The following is a 21,784-nucleotide window of genomic DNA, read 5'->3' on the forward strand; positions in this document are numbered from 1 at the left end:
TTTCAATGGGCATGCCGCTGGAATTTCAAACACTCATTGTGACAAAAGGCAAGGAAAAGAGAGTGAAAGACAATCTATTTATTCTAGAAAAGGAAGGGTATCGTATTTATCCGATCGATATTCCGCTTGAAGTGAGAAGAACGTTGCAAAGCGAAGCGAGCGGCCAAGCAGTGGTAAAAAAGCTGGAACTTGCCAACAATCGGACGATTGTAACGTATGAGCTGATTTCGTTGCATTCGATAAATTAAAAAAGGAGGGAATGATTCCCTCCTTGGAAGTTATACGATTGGACCGCCCAGCGCTTCGATTTCCGGAGCGATATGTTTAAACTTTTGGAAGTTTTCCCGGAATTTTGTGGCAAGTTCTTTTGCTTTTTGTTCATATGCTTGCTTATCGGCCCATGTATTTTTTGGCTGCAGCACTTCATCTGGTACACCAGGAATATGAATCGGAATTTCTAAACCGAAAATAGGGTCCTTCACTGTTTCGACATTGTCGAGTTCTCCTTCGACAGCTGCTTGCACCATTGCACGGGTATAGGCAAGCTTTATGCGGCTGCCGACTCCGTATTCTCCACCTGTCCATCCTGTGTTAACGAGGAACACTCGCACGTTATGTTCAACGATTTTTTTACCGAGCATTTCCGCATATTGCACAGCTGGAAGCGGTAAAAACGGAGCTCCAAAGCAAGTAGAGAATGTCGCTTGCGGAGAAGTGATGCCGCGTTCTGTACCCGCCAGCTTGCTCGTATAGCCGCTTAAGAAATGATACATCGCTTGTTCGCGCGTTAGCTTGCTAATCGGCGGCAATACTCCGAATGCGTCTGCCGTTAAGAAAATAATCGTCGACGGATGACCAGCGATGCTCGGATCAACGATATTGCTAATCGCTTGAATAGGGTAAGCAGCGCGGGTATTTTCCGTTAACGTAGCGTCATCATAATTAGGCAGTCTTGTATGCTCATCGATAATAACGTTTTCGAGCACCGCACCGAATCCGATCGCATCAAAAATTTGCGGTTCTTTTTCCCGTGATAAATTGATGCATTTTGCATAGCAACCGCCTTCGATATTAAAGATGCCGCGGTTGGACCAGCCGTGTTCGTCATCACCAATAAGACGGCGGTTTGGATCGGCGGAAAGCGTCGTTTTTCCCGTGCCGGATAGACCAAAGAATAATGCGACATCCCCTTCTTTACCGACGTTTGCCGAACAATGCATCGATAAAATTCCTTGTTCTGGGAGCAGATAATTCATCACAGTGAAAATCGATTTTTTCATTTCGCCAGCATATTCTGTGCCACCGATTAACACGATCCGCCGTTCAAAAGAAATAATGATAAATGTTTCCGATCTTGTTCCATCAACGGCAGGATCTGCTTTAAAGTTTGGTGCGCAAATAACGGTGAATTCCGCTTTGTGTGTTTGCAGTTCTTCCGCTGTTGGGCGAATAAATAGTTGATGTGCAAATAAATTTTGCCACGCAAATTCATTAATGACTTGGATAGGTAAGCGGTATTTGGGATCAGCGCCGGCAAATCCTTTAAAAACAAATATTTCATCTTTTTTCATTAAATAGTCAATTACCTTATTGTATAAGTTTTCGAAAACTTCTTCAGAAATCGGCTGGTTCGTCGTCCCCCAATCGATTTTTGATTTCGTCGAAGCTTCTTCTACAATGTATTTATCTTTTGGAGAGCGACCTGTATATTTTCCTGTCGTTACCGCAACTGCTCCGGTAGCTGTCAACCGACCTTCATTTCGTTGCAACACTTTTTCTACAAGCTGTGCTACCGATAAATTATGAAACACATTTGGCTGTTGTAATAATGTGGTAAGTTTACTTGTCATATTAGCGACTCCCATGTACAAAACCTTCCTTTTTATTGAAATGGTCTCCTTAAAATAGTATAACACATTTTTATTATTAGTCCATACTATTTGTGACAATTTCTTTTCTTTTATTTTTCTCATTTTTGTTCATAAAAAAATTGTCTAATTTTGTTGACTTTCTTTATTTAATTACGATATGATAACTCATTGAACGGATACTCTTATCCCGAGCCGGTGGAGGGACAGGCCCGATGAAACCCAGCAACCGTCACAACTGGAAATGTGTGAAATGGTGCTAACCTGTGGCAAGGCAACGTCCTTGAGCGATAAGAGTGAAAGGAGCAATATGATTGCAATGACCTTTCCTCAAAATTACAGGAAAGGTTTTTTTATATGTCTATGTGTCAAGATATATAAAAGCTATAATAAAAGGGAATGAGTACCGTATCATCTGCAGTTTGCAAGAATACAATATTTAGACGTTCGATTATGAAAAGAGGAGGAAACTGACGAATGTCAAAAAAAAGACGTTTATTTACTTCGGAATCTGTAACGGAAGGTCATCCTGACAAAATTTGTGACCAAATTTCCGATGCCATTTTAGATGCCATTTTAGAGAAGGATCCGAATGCTCGCGTCGCATGCGAAACGAGCGTTACAACAGGGCTTGTGCTCGTAAGTGGAGAAATTACGACATCAACATATGTAGATATCCCGAAAATCGTCCGCGATACGGTTCGCGAAATTGGCTATACTCGTGCGAAATATGGTTTTGATGCCGATACTTGTGCTGTATTGACATCGATTGACGAACAGTCTCCAGATATCGCAATGGGAGTCGATAAGGCGTTAGAAGCCCGCGAAGGTCAGATGACTGACGAGGAAATTGAAGCGATCGGTGCTGGAGACCAAGGGTTAATGTTTGGATTTGCTTGCAATGAAACGAAAGAATTAATGCCGCTTCCGATTTCGTTAGCGCATCGTTTGGCACGCCGTTTGTCAGAAGTGCGGAAAGAAGCCATTTTGCCATATTTGCGTCCAGATGGTAAAACACAAGTAACAGTAGAATACGATGAAAATGGAAAACCAGTGCGTATCGATACGATCGTTGTATCAGCGCAACATCATCCGGAAATTACACAAGAACAAATTGAGCGCGATATTAAAGAACATGTCATTAAGCCGATTGTACCAGCAGAACTGATCGATGAAAACACAAAATATTTTATTAACCCGACAGGCCGTTTCGTCATCGGCGGACCTCAAGGCGATGCTGGCTTAACAGGACGGAAAATTATCGTTGACACATATGGCGGTTATGCTCGCCATGGCGGCGGTGCGTTTTCTGGTAAAGATCCGACAAAAGTAGACCGCTCCGCAGCCTATGCAGCGCGTTATGTAGCGAAAAACATTGTTGCTTCAGGACTTGCGGATAAATGTGAAGTGCAGTTGGCATATGCGATCGGTGTTGCAAGACCAGTTTCCATTTCCATTGATACATTCGGGACCGGAAAAGTATCCGAAGATATTTTAATTGAAGTGGTGCGCAACAATTTTGATCTTCGTCCTGCTGGCATTATTAAAATGTTAGATTTGCGCCGCCCAATTTATAAACAAACAGCGGCTTATGGCCATTTCGGACGCACGGACATCGATCTTCCATGGGAGCGCACTGATAAAGCGGAAACATTGAAAGAGCAAGCTCTTGCGTTAGCAAAGCAATAACAAACAGAAAAGGGAGTTACGTTATGTAGCTCTCTTTTTTTGGCAAAATCAAGGGCAAACGCAACGAAAAAGCATCTGCTTCGACTGCTCTGCAGAAAAGATTGGCAACAATTTGTTTCAAAAGAGTAAACGAAATGCTATATTCCTATTATGTATGGTATAACCAATAGGGTAAATATAAAAGGAACAGGTGAAACAAAACATGTGTGGGTTTATCGGATGCGTTCATGATGAGCCGAAAATGCCAGACGAACAATGGCAGAAAACGTTCGAAGAGATGAATGATATGATTACACATCGTGGTCCGGACGATCATGGATACTATTTTGATGAATATGTCCATTTCGGGTTCCGCCGCTTAAGCATCATTGATTTAGAAGCAGGTCATCAGCCGCTTTCTTACGAAAATGAGCGGTATTGGATTATTTTTAATGGCGAAATTTACAATTACCTTGAGCTGCGGGATGAATTAGTGGAAAAAGGATATGAATTTGCAACCAACTCGGATACGGAAGTCATTATCGCTCTTTACAGCGCTGAAAAAGAAAAAGCGGTAGAAAAGCTTCGCGGCATGTTTGCGTTTGTCATTTGGGATAAAGAAGAAAAAACGATTTTTGCCGCGCGCGACCCATTCGGCATTAAGCCGTTTTTCTACTTAGAAGAAGCGGGTCGTACGTTTTTTGCATCGGAAAAGAAAAGCATTTTGCATGCAATGGAAAACGACGTTCTTGATTATAATGCACTGCAGCACTATTTAACATTCCAATATGTGCCTGAGCCAATGACCATGTCCGTTGGGATTAAAAAATTGGAGCCGGGCCACTATATCAAAAAGAAAGTCGGTGAAAAATTAACGGTACACCGCTATTGGAAAGCGCGGTTCCAGCCTGTATGGAAATCGGAAGACGAATTTGTGAAAGAAATTCGCAATGTTTTATTCGATTCTGTACGCGTACATATGCGCAGTGATGTGCCGGTTGGTTCATTTTTATCGGGCGGAATCGATTCTTCGCTGATTGCTTCGATTGCGAAGCAGTTTCATCCGAACATCAAAACTTTTTCGGTTGGTTTTGAATGGGAAGGGTTTAGCGAAATTACTGTTGCGGAAGAAACAGCGGAAAAATTAGGTGTCGAAAACATTAGCTACGTCATTTCACCAGAAGAGTACATGGAAGAATTGCCGAAAATTATGTGGCATATGGATGATCCGCTTGCCGATCCAGCAGCTGTTCCGCTTTATTTCGTCGCCCGTGAAGCGAGAAAGCATGTAACGGTTGTTCTTTCTGGAGAGGGAGCAGATGAGTTATTTGGAGGGTACAATATTTATTGCGAACCACAGTCATTAAAAGTGTTTGAACGGATCCCTAACCCGGTAAAATCCGCATTGCGCGTCATTGCCCATATGCTTCCAGAAGGTGTCAAAGGAAAAAGCTTTATCGAACGCGGATTAACTCCGATGGAAGAACGTTACATTGGAAATGCGAAAATGTATAGTGAAGAAGAAAAGCAAGGTTTGTTGAAATCTTACAAACATGGGTTGGAATATACGAAGATTACTCGTCCGTTTTATGAAGAGACAACCCATTATCCACCGATGAATCGGATGCAATATATTGATATTCACACATGGTTGCGCGGAGATATTTTGTTAAAGGCCGACAAAATGACGATGGCCCATTCGTTGGAATTGCGCGTCCCATTTTTAGACAAGGCCGTCTTTGAAGTGGCGGCAAAAATTCCGCCGGAAATGAAAACGGCTAATAATACGACGAAATACATTTTGCGCAAAGCGGCAGAAGGCATTGTTCCCGATCATGTTCTTCACCGCAAAAAGCTTGGCTTCCCAGTGCCGATTCGCCATTGGCTTAAAAATGAAATGCATGATTGGGCAAAAACAATCATCAAGGAAAGTGAAACCGATCATTTATTCCATAAAGATGTGTTATATCGCTTGTTAGAAGAGCATTGTGCCAATAAAGCGGATCATAGCCGCAAAATTTGGACGGTGCTAGTATTTATGATTTGGCATCAAGTCTATATTGAAAAAAAGTATGATTTTTTTCACCTATATAAAAAAGACAGGCATTCCCAGCTTATCTAATCAAGCTGATAGGGTGATGCCTGTCTTCCTATTTGCCTCCCAACATCTTAAAAAATCGACTTTGGATGCTTTTTTATTTCATCAGTCAGCGGACCGGTGAAATAAATATCATCTTGGTCATATCCCATAATAACAACGACGTAATGTTAACCGGTCTGCTCGGCGTTTCCTATTATCATTTATCTTGCTGCAGCGATTTATAATATTGCCCTTTCTCCACATACTCGCGGCGAATTCGCTCCATCTCGCGGACATCTTCGTCAGTTAATTCACGAATGACTTTAGCGGGACGGCCAAATGCGAGCGTGTGCGGCGGAATTTTTTTTCCTTGTGGGACAAGGCTTCCGGCACCGATAAACGCTCCTTCGCCAATTTCCGCACCATCGAGAATAATCGAGCCCATGCCGATTAAAGCGTTTTTTCGGATGATGGCGCTATGTAAAATGACTTGATGGCCGACGGTTACACCATCTTCAATGATAAGCGGATTGTTTGGACTTTGATGTAAAATTGAGTTATCTTGGATATTGACGCGATTGCCGATAATCGTTGGAGCGACATCTCCGCGAATAACAGTATTAAACCAAATGCTTGTTTCTTCCCCGATAACCACATCACCGGTAATGGTGACATAATCGGCAATGAAGGCAGATTCAGCGATCTTTGGAGACTTTCCTTTGTACGGATAAATCATACGCTTCTTTCCTTTCATTTTATAAAATGGTTCAGTATTATTTATTATTGTACAGATAGTGGCACGATTCGTAAACGGAGGAGATTGACGATGTGGAAATGGGAGGCAAATGAAGGAAAAGGAACGGTTGTGATTGTCCACGGAGCCGCGGAGCACCACGGGCGCTATCAATGGTTGATCGAGCAGTGGGTGAAAAGCGGTTATCATGTTGTAGCAGGAGATTTGCCTGGACAAGGGCGGACAACGAGAAGAAAACGTGGACATATCCAATCGTTTGATGAATATATTAATGAGGTGGCCGATTGGATCACGGAAGCCAAACAATTTCATGTACCGGTATTCCTTCTTGGACATAGCATGGGAGGGCTTGTTGTTATCCGTACATTGCAAGAAAAACGCCCTTCTGTACAAGGGGTTATTTTATCTTCGCCATGTTTAGGACTTGTATCGTACCCATCGAAAGGGCTTGATATGTTATCAAGAGTATTAAATTATATCGCGCCATCCCTTTTGATCGAGTCAGGATTGTCTGTCGAACTGGCAACAAGAAATAAAGAAGTACATGAGACGGATAAACATGATGAGCTTTATGTGACGAAAGTATCTGTCCGCTGGTATCGTGAATTAGTAAAGGCGATGGAATTGGCTTCTCGCCGTATTCAGAAATTCCCTGATATCCCATTGCTGCTCATGCAAGGCGGGGACGATAAAATTGTCGATAAAACAGCTGTAAAAGAATGGTTTGACCGTTTGCCGATATCGGAAAAAATGTATAAAGAATGGAACAAATTATATCATGAAATTTTTAATGAACCGGAGCGGGAAGATGTTTTCTTATATGCAAAATCGTTTTTAGATACACAATGCCGACTATATCGCTAGACAATGTAAACATATCTGAGGTGAGCCTGTTGAAAATCCCGACACATCCGATCACTCTTATGAAAAAAGTCTATCGCGATGTCTTTCCGGTAGTGCATCGCGAATTAGCCTATTGGAAACAAAGAGCACAAAATATTCCAGACCCGGAACTTCGAAAACAAGCGTTGGCAAGTATTGAAACAAAAACGTTTCACTGTGAAGGAGGCTCCATTTTATCGTTATTAGCAGGGAAGGAAATGGAAGAGTGTATTCGTTTTATTGTCGCTTATCAAACGATCAGCGATTATCTTGATAATTTATGTGATCGAAGCACTTCATTAGATCCGCTTGATTTTCGAGCCCTTCATGAATCGATGCCTGACGCGTTATCGATTGATGCCGAAGTTTCGAATTATTACCGCCATCGTCAAGAACAAGATGACGGTGGCTATTTGCATGACCTTGTACGAACATGTCAAAGTGTTTTAAAGAAAGTGACACATTACGATAAAATTGTTCCGTTTTTGCATGAATTAGCTGGATATTATTGTGATTTACAAGTACATAAACATGTGCATGTAGACGAGCGAGTACCGCGTCTTGAGAAATGGTTTAAACAATATAAAGATCAGCTTCCACCAATGGAATGGTATGAGTTTTCTGCTTGTTCCGGTTCTACGCTGGGCATTTTTTGCTTAGTTGCCTATGCGTTTACAGAAACATTTCATGAGGAAATGGCAAAACAAATACGCAACGGTTATTTTCCTTATATTCAAGGGCTGCATATTTTGCTTGATTATTTTATTGATCAAGAAGAAGATCGTTTAGGAGGAGATTTAAATTTTTGTTTTTATTATCCCGATCAGTCCGTTTTGTTAGAGCGGCTTTGCCATTTTATCGAAGAGGCGGACCGCCATGTGAATCAATTGCCGCATGGGGAGTTTCATCGCCTCATTCATCGAGGACTTCTTGGTTTATATTTATCGGATGAAAAAGTAAAGAAACAAAAAGAACTCCGCCGCCTTGCGAAAAAGCTTATTCGTTTAGGCGGAATCAATTCTTGGTTTTTCTACTGGAACGGGAGAGCGTATCGTCTGTGGCAAAACAAGCTTTTATCATCTTCCAAACAAAAGAGGCTGTCTCTTTCCTAAAGGGACAGCCTTTTTATCGTTTTTCGATGGCAATAATAAAAGGAGGATTGTTTTTTTGATTGATGAATTCATATTTTAATACGTGAGCGCTCTTTTGATCCATTGACTTTACATAATGAAGAAGCGCATCCCGTTCGATGGCGCCTTCCGGATGGCCATGATAAACAACGAGAACGATGATCCCTTCTTTCGCCATAATTTGCATCAATTGCTCAATGGCGCGGATCGTTGAATCAGGTTTTGTTACGATTCGCTTATTACCGCCAGGCAAGTAGCCGAGATTAAACATTGCTCCGGTGATGCGGCCATGATAAATAGAGGGAATTTTTTCGATCAGTTGATCGTGGCTTGCTTGAAATAACGTTACTCGGTTTAACATATTGTGTTCTTGAAGGCGGGCCGATGTTTTCGCAATCGCCTCTTTTTGAATGTCAAACCCAAATACGTGTCCAGATTCTCCAACGCGCTGGGCTAAATAAAGCGTGTCATGCCCGTTTCCGACCGTGGCGTCGACGGCGATATCTCCTTCATTCACCGCAAGATCCATCAATGTTCGGGTAAAAGGAAGGATTTTGGCCAATTTCATTGTTTCATCACTTCTTTTTTGTAATATTTCCCTTGATAGCTGTCGCGGCGTTCAAGTTCCGCATCAATTGCATTTAATACTTCCCATTTATTTACACTCCACATTGGACCGATCATTAAGTCGATTGGACCGTCCCCTGTAATTCGGTGCACAATCATTTCTGGAGGTAAAATTTCTAACTGATCACAGACAAGGTTCACGTATTCTTCAAATGACAAAAATTTGACTAGCCCTTTTTCATATTGCTTTACCATCGGTGTTCCTTTTAACAAATGAAGCAAGTGAATTTTAATCCCTTGAATGTCCATGCTTGCCACTGTTTTTGCTGTTTCCATCATCATATCATAATCTTCAAGCGGAAGCCCGTTAATAATATGAGCACAAACGCGAATGCCATGTTTGCGAAGTTTTTCAACTCCTTTTACAAAGCATTCAAAATCATGTGCACGGTTAATAAGCATGGCTGTCTGTTCATGAACGGTTTGCAAGCCCAGTTCGACCCATAAATAAGTGCGCTCGTTCAATTCGGCCAAATATTCGACCACATCATCAGGGAGACAATCCGGGCGAGTCGCAATGGACAATCCTACAACTCCGTCTAAGTTAAGGACGGTTTCGTATTTTTCCCGCAATACATCTACGGGAGCGTGTGTATTCGTAAAAGCTTGGAAATAAGCTAAATATTTCCCATCCTTCCACTTTTTATGCATTTTTTCCTTAATGTTATTAAATTGAGTCACAAGGTCATCAGCACGATTGCCCGCGAAGTCGCCAGAACCTGCCGCGCTGCAAAACGTACATCCGCCATAAGCGACTGTCCCATCGCGATTCGGACAATCAAAACCGCCATCAAGAGCGACTTTAAATACTTTATAGCCAAACGTTTGTCGTAAATGATAATTCCATGTATGGTAACGTTTATGATCGTTTGTATATGGAAATGGGTTGAACTGTTTCAAAACAAACAGCCGCCTCCTTATTTAAAATAACATCATTTCAGCATTGTAACATGATTAGCGGGAAAAATCGACTATTGCCAATCATTAACGTGATATTCGCAAAATGAAATGTGCACATTAAAAGATGAAACAAACGATTATACGCTTGGAGGGAACATAATGGCAACGCGGCAATCGGTCGATGAATTTTTGCAGCATTGCGAAGATGTCATTCGCTATGCAAAAGAGCAATATACAGAGGCGCAAAAGCAAGAGCATTATAATGACCTTGAATATACACAAGCACAGCAAATGTTAGAGAGCGCAATCAATGATTTGGCGCATTTAGCGCTTAGCTGTAATGCGCAACAGCGCGAGCAGCTGCATCGGATGCGTTTGCAGCTTCAACAATTGCAAAATGAAATGATTTTGTTTAATCATTAAGGAGGGCGTACGTCGTGAAAAAACGTTCCAAACAAAACAATCCTGAGCAAAAGACGAGAAACGGCATCAACAATCATGATATCGAATTAGGAAAAGATGTTGATCCGGTGAAACAAGCGAAAAAAGCGTATGAACAAACAGGCGGGCAGCCGCAAAAATCGAAACAGCACGTCGAAGAGTGAAAAAGCTTGTCGACAAAGTCGACAAGCTTTTTTATTGCCTTTTTTCATCCATCTACATACAATTTACTTTGTTACTCAAATATTGAAGGAGGATTACATATGCCCCGTGCGCTTTGGATATTAATGATCGGCATGGCCATCAACGTGACAGGGGCTTCTTTTTTATGGCCGATGAATACGATTTACGTTCATGAGCAGCTTGGCAAATCACTCTCTGTCGCTGGAATGGTGCTCATGCTCAATTCCGGAGCAAGCGTGGTTGGAAACTTAGCCGGAGGGCTATTGTTTGATAAAATTGGCGGTTTTAAGTCGATGGTGATCGGAATTGTCGCGACGATGTCCGCGCTTGTTGGCCTTGTTTTCTTTCATGGCTGGCCGCATTACGCCATCTTTTTAACGATCATCGGGATGGGAAGCGGGATTGTATTTCCAGTAGCGGCTGCGTATGCGGGAGCAATTTGGCCAGAGGGCGGAAGACGGGCATTTAACGGGCTTTATGTCGCGCAAAATATTGGCGTGGCAGTTGGTTCGGCGCTTGGCGGCGTAGTCGCATCGTATTCGTTTACGCTTATTTTCCTTGCCAATTTATTGCTATACGCCGTCTTTTGCTTGCTTATCGTGTTTGGATTGCGTCATGTCCGCGCTGTCAAAGCGGCAAAATCAAAGGAGGCGGAAGCAGTGAAAGGAGAGGCGCGGGCCAATTGGTACGCGCTAGTGACGCTTTGTATCGGTTATTTTTTATGCTGGATCAGCTATGTGCAATGGCCGACGACGATTGCTGCTTATACGCAGACACTTCATATTCCGCTGCGGCAATATAGTCTCCTTTGGACAATCAACGGCGCGCTGATTGTATTGGTGCAGCCGCTCTTGTCTGTCGTGATCCGGCGATGGATGCCTTATATCAAGAAGCAAATGCTGGTCGGGTTTGCGATTTTTGTCGTTTCGTTTGCTTTATTGCTAGAAGCAGATTCATTCGTGGAATTTGCCGTTGCGATGGTCGTCTTGACGATGGCGGAGATGATCGTCTGGCCGGCGATTCCAACGGTGGCAAGCGAGCTCGCTCCTGCAGGGAAAGAAGGGTTTTACCAAGGATTTGTCAACAGCACGGCTACCGCAGGGCGGATGGTCGGTCCGGTGCTTGGCGGGTTGATCGCTGATTACGCTGGCATGAAACCACTGTTTGCCGCGCTTGTTTTCTTTTCCGCACTTTCGCTTGTCACGACGTTCTTCTATGACCGGAACTTGCCAAAGAAGCAAAGCAAAGGGAAACAAACGCTTACAGTAGGGTAGACATGTTCTCTGCTTCATTTTTTATCTGAAAAAATATGGAGGTTGACAATCCTCATCGAAAACGGCATATATGAGCTGAATCCGCGGGAAATGTGGCATAGAATAGATGAATAACACAAGCGACGCGCGGATATTGACAATCTCTATTTTCCCTACTTGCAATAAAACGACAAATTTTTTAAAATATTATACACGAACAATATCGGTAAATAACGGTGAAAAGGAGTAGTAGTGAACAAAACGGACTGCAGAGAGTTGACGGCTGGTGCGAGTCAACCGAAGTTTGTTCACGAACTCGCCTTGGAGTTGCGAACATGAGCGGCTGTGTGGTTGCCTCGTAATGTTCGCCGTGAATCTGCGTTAACGATATTGAGTGAGCATGCGCTGATGCATGCTAAGAAGGGTGGTACCGCGGGAATTTTCACCTCTCGTCCCTTTTGGGATGGGGGGTTTTTTCATACGTATTTTCGTTAACAATGATGGATATGAAAAAAGAATAGGAGGAAAGACAATGAGCTTTAATCATCGGGAAATCGAAAAAAAATGGCAAGAATACTGGGAAAAAAATAAAACGTTTAAAACGGTCGATGACGATGACAAACCGAAATTTTATGTGCTAGATATGTTCCCGTATCCTTCGGGAGCTGGGCTTCACGTCGGACACCCGGAAGGCTACACAGCGACGGATATTTTAGCACGAATGAAGCGAATGCAAGGATATAACGTGCTTCATCCGATGGGATGGGACGCTTTCGGATTGCCTGCTGAGCAATACGCTCTTGATACTGGAAATGACCCTGCGGAATTTACGGAGAAAAACATTAATACATTCCGCCGCCAAATTAAATCGTTAGGATTTTCGTACGACTGGGACCGAGAAATTAATACGACCGATCCGAATTACTATAAATGGACACAATGGATTTTCTTAAAGATGTATGAAAAAGGATTAGCTTATATGGATGAAGTTCCGGTCAACTGGTGCCCGGCGCTAGGAACGGTGCTGGCAAATGAAGAAGTAATTGACGGAAAAAGCGAACGCGGCGGCCATCCAGTCATCCGCAAACCGATGAAACAGTGGCTGCTTCGCATTACAGCGTATGCGGATCGCCTTTTGGAAGACTTAGAAGAGCTAGATTGGCCGGAAAGCGTTAAAGAAATGCAGCGAAACTGGATTGGGCGCTCAGAAGGGGCAGAAATTCGTTTTGAAGTTGATGGCCATGATGAAACGTTCACTGTCTTTACAACTCGCCCAGATACGCTGTTTGGCGCAACATATACCGTGTTGGCGCCTGAACATCCTCTTGTCGAAAAAATTACAACTCCGGAACAAAAAGCGGCAGTAGAGGCATATTTAGATACAATTAAAAGCAAAAGCGACCTTGAGCGTACGGATTTGGCGAAAGAAAAAACAGGAGTATTCACCGGTGCATACGCGATTCATCCGGTCACTGGCGAGAAGCTGCCAATTTGGATTGCTGATTATGTGTTAATGAGCTACGGTACGGGCGCGATTATGGCCGTGCCAGCACACGATGAGCGCGACTATGAATTTGCGAAAAAATTTAATTTGCCAATCAAAGAAGTGGTCGCCGGCGGCGATATTGCGAAAGAAGCGTATACGGGCGACGGAGAACATATTAACTCCGATTTCTTAAACGGTCTCAACAAAGAAGAAGCGATCAAGAAAATGATTGAATGGCTAGAAGCCAATGGAAAAGGGCAAAAGAAAGTCACATACCGCCTCCGCGACTGGTTGTTCAGCCGTCAGCGCTACTGGGGCGAACCGATCCCGATCATCCACTGGGAAGACGGTACCATGACGCCGGTGCCGGAAGAAGAACTTCCGTTAAAGCTTCCAAAAACGGATCAAATTAAACCGTCGGGTACAGGAGAATCGCCGCTTGCGAACATCGAAGAATGGGTGAATGTCGTCGATCCGAAAACAGGAAAAAAAGGACGCCGTGAAACGAATACGATGCCGCAATGGGCAGGAAGCTGCTGGTATTATTTGCGCTATATTGACCCGCATAACGATAAACAGCTTGCCGATCCGGAAAAATTGAAAAAATGGCTTCCGGTTGACGTGTATATCGGTGGGGCGGAGCATGCTGTACTCCACTTATTGTATGCGCGCTTCTGGCATAAATTTTTATACGATATTGGCGTTGTACCGACAAAAGAGCCGTTTAGAAAACTATTTAACCAAGGAATGATTCTTGGGGAAAACAATGAAAAAATGAGTAAATCAAGAGGAAATGTCGTCAACCCGGACGATATTATCGAAAGCCATGGCGCCGATACGCTCCGCTTATACGAAATGTTCATGGGGCCACTTGAAGCGTCCATCGCATGGTCAACAAAAGGGTTAGACGGGGCGCGCCGTTTCTTAGACCGTGTTTGGCGCTTGTTTGTCGGTGAAAATGGCGAGTTGAATCCGAAAATCGTTGACAATCCAGAAACAGATACACTAGAGCGAGTGTATCATCAAACGGTGAAAAAAGTAACGGAAGATTATGAAGCGCTTCGTTTTAATATAGCGATTTCGCAATTGATGGTATTCATTAATGAAGCATATAAAGCGCCGGTATTGCCAAAAGAGTATATGGAAGGATTTGTGAAACTATTATCACCGGTTTGCCCGCATATTGGGGAAGAACTATGGCAAAAACTCGGCCATAATGATACGATCGCATACGAACCATGGCCAACATATGATGAGTCAAAATTAGTTGAAGAGGAAGTCGAAATTGTTGTTCAAGTAAATGGAAAAGTAAGAGCAAAACTGCGTGTACCTGCAGATCTATCAAAAGAAGAGCTTGAACAGATGGCTATGCAAGACGAGAAAATTCAAGAACATATTGCAGGAAAAACAGTGCGTAAAGTGATTACTGTACCGGGAAAATTGGTGAATATCGTCGCAAACTAATCGCCCCTCCTTTTCTTGAGGGAGAAATGTTTGAAAAGGGGATTGGATGATGGGAGAAGTTAAAGAAATTACAGCAGCAGAAGTAAAAGAAAAACTCGAACGCGGTGAAAAACTAAATTTAGTCGATGTGCGCGAAGATGAGGAAGTGGCGCTTGGCATGATCCCTGGCGCCAAACATATCAAAATGGGGGAAATTCCAAGCCGGCTCGATGAATTCAATAAAGAGGAAGAATATATTTTCGTCTGCCGTTCCGGCCGGCGCAGCGAAATGGTTTGCCGCTATTTGCAGGAGCTAGGCTACCATGTCCGCAATATGGTGGATGGGATGCTGGCATGGGAAGGGGATACCGTTCCGAAAAAATATTAAAGGTCATTGATTATTTGTGAAGATATAAAAAAAGCGTTTGGCTATTTGGTCTGGAAATAGCTGAACGCTTTTTTCTTTAATTGTTTACGTGAAATATAACGATATAACAAATCTTAATGCGGCAGAATGTATGAAAGGTTAGGGAGAGTTCTTTCGCTGATATTCTATTTTTAGGAAAGTGAAGGAATTTCTCTTTGTAAATGGAATGAGTAAATGAGGGGAAACCATAATGGGGGAGGAAGGGAAATAAAAAAATGTATAAAGTAAAATTATTTGATGAAGAGCATGAAAAAGATTTAGAACGCGCGGTGAATGCGTTTTTGGTAGGACTAAAAGAAGGGCAGCTGATTGATGTGAAATATAATGTTGCGATGATGGAATCCGAAGGAGAGCAAATTTATTGCTTTTCAGCAATGGTTATTTATCGGACCTAACGCCATCCGTTAGGTCCGTAAAGCGATTGCGTGGTTGGCTGCGTTTACTCCGGCAAGTCTTCCAGTGACAAGGGCTGCTGTGATGTTATATCCCCCTGTATAGCCATGAATGTCCAAAATTTCTCCGCAAAAGTAAAGCCCCTCCATCAATTTAGAAGCCATTTTTTCGGATGAATTTCTTTAACGGAAACGCCTCCGCCAGTGACGAACGCTTTTTCTAGCGGCAATGTGCCGTGAACGTGAAACGTAAATTGTTTACAATGTTGAATGAACGTTCGAATTTTTTCGTGCGAAAGCATTCCGGCCGGTGTTTGCGGATCGATATAGCTTTGTTCGAGTAAAAATAATATATATCGCTCCGGTAGCAAGCCTTTCAACACGTTTTTGATCGCTTTTTTAGGCTCTTCCTTGCATAGATGGGCAATGTGCTGAAACAGCTCTTCCTTATTTTGATCAGGAAGTGCGTCAATGCTCATCATAACCGCGTCTTTGCCATGCTTTTTCAGCTCTTTTACGACAAATTGGCTGCAGCGAAGGGCGGCGGGACCGGAAATGCCGAAATGGGTAAACAGCATGTCCATTCGATGGGTAATGATCGGTTTTCCGTTTGGTTTCAGGACGCTTAAAGCGACATCGCGCAACGACAATCCTTGCAGTGTCCGCTCTTGAATAAACGGTTCGTTTGATGTAATCGGAACCTCGGTTGGAAATAGTTCGGTGATCGTATGTCCTGCCTTTTCCGCCCAAGCATAGCCATCGCCGGTAGAGCCTGTTTGCGGAACCGATTTGCCGCCAACGGCGACAACAACTGCTTTTGCGCCAATAAATTCGCCTGTTTTTAGCGTTACGCCGATCGTTTTTCCATGCTCGTATTCGACGTCGGCAACCGGTGTGTTGAGCCGAATGTCTACATGCAGCCGTTTTAATTCGTTTACTAACGCTTGTACAACAGATTGCGCGTTATCGGTCACCGGAAACATGCGGCCATGATCCTCTTCTTTTAACTGTACGCCTAACCGTTCGAAAAAGCGGATAATATCTTCATTATTAAATTCAGAAAAAGCGCTGTATAAAAACCGTCCATTTCCTGGAATATGTTTAATAATTTCCTCCACTGGAAGGCGGTTTGTTACATTGCATCGCCCACCGCCGGAAATGGCAAGCTTCCGCCCGAGCTTGTTCCCTTTTTCAATAAGAAGCACTTTTGCGCCCTGTTCCGCAGCGCCAATTGCCGCCATTAATCCCGATGGCCCTCCCCCAATAACAACAACTTCATATGTCATCTTCTTCACTATCCTTTCCTTCTGGATTATAATGGAGCGGGGGAAATTTTCTCGACCTGACCAAAAATATGATAAAATACCCGTGGTGCTAGATAAAATCAGACAAGCATAAAAATAGCCCTTGCATGAGGATCTCCTTAAAATGAAAGTGCAACCAAACATTGAAAAGGAGAATTCACATGCAAGAGCACTTTCATTTTACAACAGATCGAGCCAAACTTCAAAAACAATATGTATCGATTTTGTGTTTTGTATCAGCTCAACTATCGAGTATCCAGATTCATCTTCAACGTCGAAATCTTCATTTGTTGAAACAGAAGGACGAGGTCATCATCGCCGTCCATGTCCTTGGAAAGTTGTTAGGCTTCACTTCCGAACGGGCTTGGCACCGGTTTGTGATCGGGAATTTGTTTTCCAAGGACTTGTTCCCTGAACGTTCTCGATACAACCGTCGCTGCCGAGCGCTTGGCTTTGCGATCAAGTGGATGCGGCACCAGCTGGCCAAGCGTGGACAACACCATGCGTATGCGGTCGTGGACAGTTTGCCGATCGAGCTGTGTCATTCATCCCGAATGTATCGCGCCAAACGGTTTCGTGGAATTGCGGATATTGGCTATTGTGCTTCGAAAAAGATCGCTTTCTATGGGTTGAAACTTCATCTGCAGGTCACCGACCAAGGGCTTCCGATGGGATATGTCGTCACTGAAGCGTCTTGTCACGATCGGGTGGCCGCTGAAACCGTCATGACGCAAATTCCACATCCATATAACCTAGGTGACAAAGGGTACATCAGCCAAAAACTGCAAAAGAAGCTGTACGAAGAGCATCGAGTCGCTTTTTGGACGCCCGTTCGAAAAAATCAGCGAATTCTCCAATCCGACGCATGGAAACAGTGGATGAAACGAAAACGCAAAGTGATTGAAACCGTGTTTTCGATTTTAGTCGATTCGTATCGGATCACCGAGATTCGAGCGAACTCGGTTTCTGGATTTGAAACGGCACTGGATGGTATTTTACTGGCTTACTCCCTTGTTGTTCTTGGGCTAGTTGAGCGTTAAGACTCAACTAGCACCACGGGTATGATAAAATAACATAGTTATTATTTTCAATGTGATCAAATTAGGGAAGGGATGGTATGTCTACCTCAAAATTATTGCGCGGGACGTTTATTCTGACAGCTGGTGTTATGATTTCCCGGATTCTCGGTTTAATTTATGTCATTCCTTTTTATCATCTTGTAGGGGAAGAAGGCGGTGCGCTTTACGGATATGGATATGTGCCGTACCAAATTTTTCTCAGCCTTGCTACAGCAGGACTGCCACTGGCGGTTTCCAAGTTTGTGTCCAAATATAACGCTTTAGAAGAGTATCGTGTCGGTTATGTGCTATTTCGATCGGGATTACGATTAATGATCGTTACCGGCATCGTTTCTTGTGTTGTTTTATATACCATTGCCCCATGGATTGCTCCGTTTGTGATTGATGAACGTGCGAACGTCAATTCTACTGATGACGTCGTAACTGTTATTCGCGCGGTAAGTTTTGCGCTTATTATCGTTCCTGTCATGAGCTTAATCCGCGGTTTTTTCCAAGGCCATGAATCGATGGGGCCGACAGCGCTATCACAAGTAGTTGAACAAATCGTCCGCATCACCTTTTTGTTAATCGGTTGTTACGTTGTGTTGCGCGTATTTGAAGGTTCTCTCGTTACGGCAGTCAGTGTGGCAACGTTTGCTGCATTTGTCGGCGCACTCGGTGGGCTCGCTATTCTTATTTGGTATTGGTGGAAACGAAAGAAGTATCTGGATGATTTATTAGAGAGAGATCGTGGACAAGTCACGCTTTCCTTGAAAGAAATGTACAAAGAATTGTTTCTGTATGCAGCGCCGTTCGTTTTTGTTGGGCTGGCGATGCCGCTTTACCAGTTAATTGATCAGTTTACCTTTAACCATGCGATGGCGAACATAGGGCTTGGGAAAATTTCTGAGCATGCTTATTCTATTTTTAATATATGGGCGCAGAAACTTGTCATTATTCCGGTAACGCTCGCGACATCGTTTAGTTTGACGCTGATTCCAACGATTACAAAGGCGTATGTAGAAAAAGACCGGAGATCGTTGCGAAAATATTTAAACCAAACGTTTCAAGTCGTCATGTTTTTAACATTGCCTGCCGTTGTCGGCATGGCACTTCTTGCAGAACCAGTTTATGCCGCGTTTTATAGCTATGATCCGCTTGGAGAGCAAGTGTTGCGCTGGTATGCGCCAACCGCCATTTTGTTCGCATTGTTTTCCGTGACAGCGGCGATGCTGCAAGGCATTAATCAACAACGTTTTTCGGTCGTCAGCTTAACGATGGGACTTTTTGTGAAACTGTTACTCAATACGTTTCTTATCACAAAATTGGCGACGATTGGCGCGATACTTGCGACGATGTCTGGTTATTTTGTTTCGGTTGTATTTAATTTATGGATTATTAAAAAATACACCAACTACCAATATCAGTTTGTCATGCGCCGCACGATTTTTATTGGAATATTAACGGCGCTTATGTCAGGATTTGTTGCGATTGTGCAGCTGCTTTTGAAATCAATGCTGCATTATCATGGCGGAAGAGTGGAATCGATCGTGATTGTTGCGATTAGTGCGCTTATCGGCGCTGGGGTGTATTTCTTTTTCAGCGAACGGTCTGGGCTGCTTGCCTCGCTGTTTGGAAATCGATTTGCGTTTTTGCAGCGCAGAAAGGAAAAGAAGGCGGTCTCTTAGCCGCCTTCTTTTCTAAAAGATTAAAATTACCCGTGGTGCTAGATAAAATCAGACAAGCATAAAAATAGCCCTTGCATGAGGATCTCCTTAAAATGAGAGTGCGACCAAACATTTAAAAGGAGAATTCACATGCAAGAGCACTTTCATTTTACAACAGATCGAGCCAAACTTCAAAAACAATATGTATCGATTTTGTGTTTTGTATCCGCTCAACTATCGAGTATCCAGATTCATCTTCAACGTCGAAATCGTCATTTGTTGAAACAGAAGGACGAGGTCATCATCGCCGTCCATGTCCTTGGAAAGTTGTTAGGCTTCACTTCCGAACGGGCTTGGCACCGGTTTGTGATCGGGAATTTGTTTTCCAAGGACTTGTTCCCTGAACGTTCTCGATACAACCGTCGCTGCCGAGCGCTTGGCTTTGTGATCAAGTGGATGCGGCACCAGCTGGCCAAGCGTGGACAACACCATGCGTATGCGGTCGTGGACAGTTTGCCGATCGAGCTGTGTCATTCATCCCGAATGTATCGCGCCAAACGGTTTCGTGGAATTGCGGATATTGGCTATTGTGCTTCGAAAAAGATCGCTTTCTATGGGTTGAAACTTCATCTGCAGGTCACCGACCAAGGGCTTCCGATGGGATATGTCGTCACTGAAGCGTCTTGTCACGATCGGGTGGCCGCTGAAACCGTCATGACGCAAATTCCACATCCATATAACCTAGGTGACAAAGGGTACATCAGCCAAAAACTGCAAAAGAAGCTGTACGAAGAGCATCGAGTCGCTTTTTGGACGCCCGTTCGAAAAAATCAGCGAATTCTCCAATCCGACGCATGGAAACAGTGGATGAAACGAAAACGCAAAGTGATTGAAACCGTGTTTTTCGATTTTAGTCGATTCGTATCGGATCACCGAGATTCGAGCGAACTCGGTTTCTGGATTTGAAACGGCACTGGATGGTATTTTACTGGCTTACTCCCTTGTTGTTCTTGGGCTAGTTGAGCGTTAAGACTCAACTAGCACCACGGGTTAAAATTGTTCAAAAGGAAGCCCAAGTCGGCGCTCGACGCGTTGCAAACGGCGGTTAAGGCGATTGAGACGATCTTCATGACGCTGTAACGTCCGTTCGATCCGATTCAGTTGCTGTTGAATGTTTCCGAAACCTCCTGGGAAGCCTGGGCCAAAAGGTTGAGTAGGTTGTTGACGATAATCATCTGTCACTGGAAGATAATAATAATTCATTATGGGCAAATCTCCTTTCTTCTTTTTTCTTTCATAGTGTATGGAAATAGGAAGAATGCGGACTAGACAAACGCCTAATTGAAGCAAATTTTTTAAAAGGTGGTGAAAACATTGGGATTGCGTATTGATAAAATGCTCGCCAACATGGGGTACGGGACAAGAAAAGAAGTAAAAAAATTGCTGAAATCAGGAGTCGTCAAAATTGACGGGGTTGTGGTCAAAGATCCGAAAACACAAGTCAACCCGACGGAGCAGGTCGTGACAGTGCGGGGAAAAGAAGTGGAGTATAAAGAATTTATTTATTTAATGATGAACAAACCGCCGGGAGTCGTTTCGGCGACGGAAGATGTGGTGGAAGAAACGGTTGTTGACCTGCTAGAAGAGGAAGATCGCGTGTTTTCGCCATTCCCAGTTGGGCGTCTGGATAAAGATACAGAGGGGCTTTTATTGTTGACGAATGATGGGCAATTAGCTCATCAGCTGCTTTCCCCGAAAAAGCATGTGCCGAAAACGTATTTTGCCGTTATTGAGGGGGAAGTGACAGAGGAAGATGTGGCGGCATTCCGCCACGGGGTGGTGTTGGATGATGGTTATGAAACAAAGCCAGCGGAACTGGTGGTTTTAAAATCGGGACTTCGTTCGGATGTGGAGGTAACGATCACAGAAGGAAAGTTTCACCAAGTGAAGCGAATGTTCCGGGCGATAGGTAAACGGGTCGTTTACTTAAAACGGATTCAAATGGGACCTCTTGTGCTTGATCCGTCGCTAGATCTTGGTGAATATCGAGAATTGACGGATGAGGAAGTGGAGATGTTAAAACAATTTCGCCCATGAACCTTCCTCCCTTCACTCCGTTTAGAGGAGGAGAGACTTCTCTGGGATTAAAGCTGAAAAAAAAGGAACCGCACTTAGGTTCCTTTTATATGCAAACTAATACGTATTCTTTTTTGGCATGTTG

At 43.5% G+C, this 21,784-nt stretch carries 19 protein-coding genes, 2 pseudogenes, 1 riboswitch and 1 other annotated feature; of the genes and pseudogenes, 15 read left to right on the plus strand and 6 right to left on the minus strand.

Annotation, left to right across the window (positions count from 1 at the left end):
- The first annotated feature begins 5 nt into the window (after positions 1–5).
- Complete coding sequence (locus NXM86_RS02950) at positions 6–248, plus strand: DUF2584 domain-containing protein (protein WP_062755058.1); 243 nt, start codon at positions 6–8, stop codon at positions 246–248.
- 30 nt (positions 249–278) lie between these two features.
- Here the strand turns inward: NXM86_RS02950 and pckA are convergent, their stop codons facing one another.
- Positions 279–1,865 (minus strand): phosphoenolpyruvate carboxykinase (ATP), encoded by a 1,587-nt coding sequence (gene pckA, locus NXM86_RS02955; RefSeq protein WP_498958597.1) that lies wholly within the window; start codon positions 1,863–1,865, stop codon positions 279–281.
- Between the two features lie 185 nt (positions 1,866–2,050).
- Positions 2,051–2,165: riboswitch (SAM riboswitch) on the plus strand.
- Between the two features lie 180 nt (positions 2,166–2,345).
- Between pckA and metK the strand changes: the two genes are divergently transcribed.
- Positions 2,346–3,557, plus strand: a complete 1,212-nt coding sequence (metK, locus tag NXM86_RS02960; RefSeq protein ID WP_015864870.1) for a methionine adenosyltransferase — start codon at positions 2,346–2,348, stop codon at positions 3,555–3,557.
- 202 nt (positions 3,558–3,759) lie between these two features.
- A complete protein-coding gene (asnB, locus tag NXM86_RS02965) occupies positions 3,760–5,658 on the plus strand; it encodes an asparagine synthase (glutamine-hydrolyzing) (protein WP_498958598.1) in 1,899 nt (632 codons plus the stop codon).
- Positions 5,659–5,833: 175 nt separating this feature from the next.
- Here asnB and NXM86_RS02970 read toward each other — a convergent pair whose 3' ends face one another.
- Complete coding sequence (locus NXM86_RS02970) at positions 5,834–6,352, minus strand: gamma carbonic anhydrase (protein WP_062755052.1); 519 nt, start codon at positions 6,350–6,352, stop codon at positions 5,834–5,836.
- A 90-nt stretch (positions 6,353–6,442) separates the two neighbouring features.
- Here NXM86_RS02970 and NXM86_RS02975 point away from each other — a divergent pair, with 90 nt between their 5' ends.
- Together NXM86_RS02975 and tbcS are read left to right on the plus strand one after the other, a co-directional pair.
- Positions 6,443–7,234 (plus strand): alpha/beta hydrolase, encoded by a 792-nt coding sequence (locus tag NXM86_RS02975; RefSeq protein WP_498958599.1) that lies wholly within the window; start codon positions 6,443–6,445, stop codon positions 7,232–7,234.
- A 29-nt stretch (positions 7,235–7,263) separates the two neighbouring features.
- Positions 7,264–8,364 carry a tetraprenyl-beta-curcumene synthase gene (gene tbcS, locus NXM86_RS02980; protein WP_328268601.1) on the plus strand — a complete coding sequence of 367 codons (1,101 nt, stop codon included), beginning with the start codon at positions 7,264–7,266 and terminating at the stop codon, positions 8,362–8,364.
- A gap of 13 nt (positions 8,365–8,377) precedes the next feature.
- Here tbcS and mnmM read toward each other — a convergent pair whose 3' ends face one another.
- Positions 8,378–8,950: a tRNA 5-(aminomethyl)-2-thiouridylate-methyltransferase MnmM gene (gene mnmM, locus NXM86_RS02985; RefSeq protein ID WP_089098031.1), complete on the minus strand. Its 573-nt coding sequence runs from the start codon at positions 8,948–8,950 to the stop codon at positions 8,378–8,380.
- On the minus strand, positions 8,947–9,909 hold the full coding sequence (mnmL, locus tag NXM86_RS02990; RefSeq protein ID WP_062755044.1) for a tRNA modification radical SAM protein MnmL/YtqA: 963 nt from the start codon (positions 9,907–9,909) through the stop codon (positions 8,947–8,949). The genes mnmM and mnmL overlap by 4 nt, the downstream gene beginning before the upstream one ends.
- A gap of 159 nt (positions 9,910–10,068) precedes the next feature.
- Between mnmL and NXM86_RS02995 the strand changes: the two genes are divergently transcribed.
- From NXM86_RS02995 to NXM86_RS03020, 6 genes are all read left to right on the plus strand, one after another.
- A complete protein-coding gene (locus tag NXM86_RS02995) occupies positions 10,069–10,332 on the plus strand; it encodes a YtzC family protein (protein WP_062755042.1) in 264 nt (87 codons plus the stop codon).
- A gap of 14 nt (positions 10,333–10,346) precedes the next feature.
- Complete coding sequence (locus tag NXM86_RS03000; protein ID WP_062755040.1) at positions 10,347–10,514, plus strand: hypothetical protein; 168 nt, start codon at positions 10,347–10,349, stop codon at positions 10,512–10,514.
- Positions 10,515–10,613: 99 nt separating this feature from the next.
- Positions 10,614–11,807, plus strand: a complete 1,194-nt coding sequence (locus tag NXM86_RS03005; RefSeq protein WP_498958600.1) for an MDR family MFS transporter — start codon at positions 10,614–10,616, stop codon at positions 11,805–11,807.
- Between the two features lie 206 nt (positions 11,808–12,013).
- Positions 12,014–12,246 (plus strand) — a binding site (T-box leader).
- 72 nt (positions 12,247–12,318) lie between these two features.
- The gene (gene leuS / locus NXM86_RS03010) at positions 12,319–14,736 is read left to right on the plus strand and encodes a leucine--tRNA ligase (RefSeq protein ID WP_062755036.1); all 2,418 of its coding nucleotides are present in this window, start codon (positions 12,319–12,321) and stop codon (positions 14,734–14,736) included.
- A 49-nt stretch (positions 14,737–14,785) separates the two neighbouring features.
- Entirely contained in the window at positions 14,786–15,103 is a 318-nt protein-coding gene (locus NXM86_RS03015) for a rhodanese-like domain-containing protein (RefSeq protein ID WP_062755034.1), read from the plus strand.
- Positions 15,104–15,357: 254 nt separating this feature from the next.
- Positions 15,358–15,537: a sporulation protein Cse60 gene (locus NXM86_RS03020; RefSeq protein ID WP_498958601.1), complete on the plus strand. Its 180-nt coding sequence runs from the start codon at positions 15,358–15,360 to the stop codon at positions 15,535–15,537.
- A 9-nt stretch (positions 15,538–15,546) separates the two neighbouring features.
- On the opposite strand, the pseudogene NXM86_RS03025 reads toward NXM86_RS03020, so the two are convergent.
- Positions 15,547–16,820, minus strand: a pseudogene (locus NXM86_RS03025) (BaiN/RdsA family NAD(P)/FAD-dependent oxidoreductase).
- Positions 16,821–16,999: 179 nt separating this feature from the next.
- Between NXM86_RS03025 and NXM86_RS03030 the strand changes: the two are divergent.
- The 3 genes and pseudogenes from NXM86_RS03030 (at position 17,000) to NXM86_RS03040 (ending at position 20,593) form a co-directional block, all read left to right on the plus strand.
- Positions 17,000–17,878 carry an IS982-like element ISGth1 family transposase gene (locus NXM86_RS03030; RefSeq protein WP_311066496.1) on the plus strand — a complete coding sequence of 293 codons (879 nt, stop codon included), beginning with the start codon at positions 17,000–17,002 and terminating at the stop codon, positions 17,876–17,878.
- A gap of 77 nt (positions 17,879–17,955) precedes the next feature.
- Entirely contained in the window at positions 17,956–19,584 is a 1,629-nt protein-coding gene (locus NXM86_RS03035) for a putative polysaccharide biosynthesis protein (RefSeq protein ID WP_015864855.1), read from the plus strand.
- Between the two features lie 129 nt (positions 19,585–19,713).
- Positions 19,714–20,593 (plus strand): annotated as a pseudogene (locus NXM86_RS03040) (IS982-like element ISGth1 family transposase).
- 20 nt (positions 20,594–20,613) lie between these two features.
- Here the strand turns inward: NXM86_RS03040 and NXM86_RS03045 are convergent.
- The gene (locus tag NXM86_RS03045; RefSeq protein ID WP_015864854.1) at positions 20,614–20,826 is read right to left on the minus strand and encodes a hypothetical protein; all 213 of its coding nucleotides are present in this window, start codon (positions 20,824–20,826) and stop codon (positions 20,614–20,616) included.
- Positions 20,827–20,937: 111 nt separating this feature from the next.
- Here NXM86_RS03045 and NXM86_RS03050 point away from each other — a divergent pair, with 111 nt between their 5' ends.
- The gene (locus tag NXM86_RS03050; RefSeq protein WP_498958603.1) at positions 20,938–21,660 is read left to right on the plus strand and encodes a pseudouridine synthase; all 723 of its coding nucleotides are present in this window, start codon (positions 20,938–20,940) and stop codon (positions 21,658–21,660) included.
- The last annotated feature ends 124 nt before the right edge of the window (positions 21,661–21,784 follow it).

The organism is Geobacillus sp. CX412, assembly GCF_027942335.1.
GTDB classification, from domain to species: domain Bacteria; phylum Bacillota; class Bacilli; order Bacillales; family Anoxybacillaceae; genus Parageobacillus_B; species Parageobacillus_B toebii.

Coding starts and splice junctions, on each gene's coding strand:
- pckA (WP_498958597.1), bottom strand. CDS start 1,865: ATGGGAGTCGCTAATATGACAAGTAAACTTACCACATTATTACAACAG.
- NXM86_RS02950 (WP_062755058.1), top strand. CDS start 6: ATGGGCATGCCGCTGGAATTTCAAACACTCATTGTGACAAAAGGCAAG.
- NXM86_RS03015 (WP_062755034.1), top strand. CDS start 14,786: ATGGGAGAAGTTAAAGAAATTACAGCAGCAGAAGTAAAAGAAAAACTC.
- NXM86_RS03030 (WP_311066496.1), top strand. CDS start 17,000: ATGCAAGAGCACTTTCATTTTACAACAGATCGAGCCAAACTTCAAAAA.
- mnmM (WP_089098031.1), bottom strand. CDS start 8,950: ATGAAATTGGCCAAAATCCTTCCTTTTACCCGAACATTGATGGATCTT.
- NXM86_RS02995 (WP_062755042.1), top strand. CDS start 10,069: ATGGCAACGCGGCAATCGGTCGATGAATTTTTGCAGCATTGCGAAGAT.
- asnB (WP_498958598.1), top strand. CDS start 3,760: ATGTGTGGGTTTATCGGATGCGTTCATGATGAGCCGAAAATGCCAGAC.
- NXM86_RS03035 (WP_015864855.1), top strand. CDS start 17,956: ATGTCTACCTCAAAATTATTGCGCGGGACGTTTATTCTGACAGCTGGT.
- NXM86_RS02970 (WP_062755052.1), bottom strand. CDS start 6,352: ATGATTTATCCGTACAAAGGAAAGTCTCCAAAGATCGCTGAATCTGCC.
- NXM86_RS03005 (WP_498958600.1), top strand. CDS start 10,614: ATGCCCCGTGCGCTTTGGATATTAATGATCGGCATGGCCATCAACGTG.
- leuS (WP_062755036.1), top strand. CDS start 12,319: ATGAGCTTTAATCATCGGGAAATCGAAAAAAAATGGCAAGAATACTGG.
- NXM86_RS03045 (WP_015864854.1), bottom strand. CDS start 20,826: ATGAATTATTATTATCTTCCAGTGACAGATGATTATCGTCAACAACCT.
- NXM86_RS02975 (WP_498958599.1), top strand. CDS start 6,443: ATGTGGAAATGGGAGGCAAATGAAGGAAAAGGAACGGTTGTGATTGTC.
- NXM86_RS03020 (WP_498958601.1), top strand. CDS start 15,358: ATGTATAAAGTAAAATTATTTGATGAAGAGCATGAAAAAGATTTAGAA.
- metK (WP_015864870.1), top strand. CDS start 2,346: ATGTCAAAAAAAAGACGTTTATTTACTTCGGAATCTGTAACGGAAGGT.